This is a genomic window from Sutterella parvirubra YIT 11816, from assembly GCF_000250875.1.
Taxonomy (GTDB): Bacteria; Pseudomonadota; Gammaproteobacteria; order Burkholderiales; family Burkholderiaceae_F; genus Sutterella; species Sutterella parvirubra.
In genome coordinates this window covers 1-625 of sequence record NZ_JH604941.1, presented here as the reverse complement: position 1 = coordinate 625, position 625 = coordinate 1, and the positions used below count along the sequence as shown (strand labels likewise).

Sequence of the window (625 nt, the reverse complement as noted above, 5' to 3'; positions counted from 1 at the left end):
ATAGATTCATCAGCATCGGACAAGCCGCTAAAAAGCTTGGCGTTTCCATTTCCACACTCCGTCGTTGGGATGCCGAGGGACGTTTGACCTCGACCCGTACGCCTGCCGGCCATCGGCGGTATGATCTCTACGAGCTGCAGGGCCTTGCCCTCCGGGCGTCGCCCGAAAAACCCAAGGATAGGACCATCGCCTATGCAAGGGTGTCGAGCCACGATCAGAGGGAGGACCTGGAGCGTCAAAAGCAGGTGTTGGAGCTCTTCTGTGCGAGCCGCGGTTGGAGCTTTGAGGTCATTTCAGACCTCGGCTCCGGCATGAACTATCACAAGAAGGGTCTCAGGCGCCTGCTCAATCTTTTGGTCTCCGGGGAGATTTCCAGACTGGTCGTCACGCACAAGGACCGGTTGCTGAGATTTGGAGCGGAACTCGTTTTTGCCGTGTGTGAAATGAAGAACGTCGAAGTGGTCATCATCAACCAAGGGGAGGACGCCTCGTTTGAGGAAGACCTCGCCCACGACGTGCTTGAAATCATCACGGTCTTTTCCGCCCGCCTCTACGGGTCCCGGAGCAAGAAGAACCAAAAGCTTCTTCAGGGCATGAAGGCGGCCGTGGAATCGGCGGAGAAGAT

At 56.8% G+C, this 625-nt stretch carries 1 protein-coding gene; it reads left to right on the top strand.

Translation table 11 applies throughout. The features are described 5' to 3' along the window. The coding region (locus tag HMPREF9440_RS04260; RefSeq protein ID WP_008541830.1) for an IS607 family transposase at positions 1 to 625 on the top strand (625 nt) is incomplete at both ends.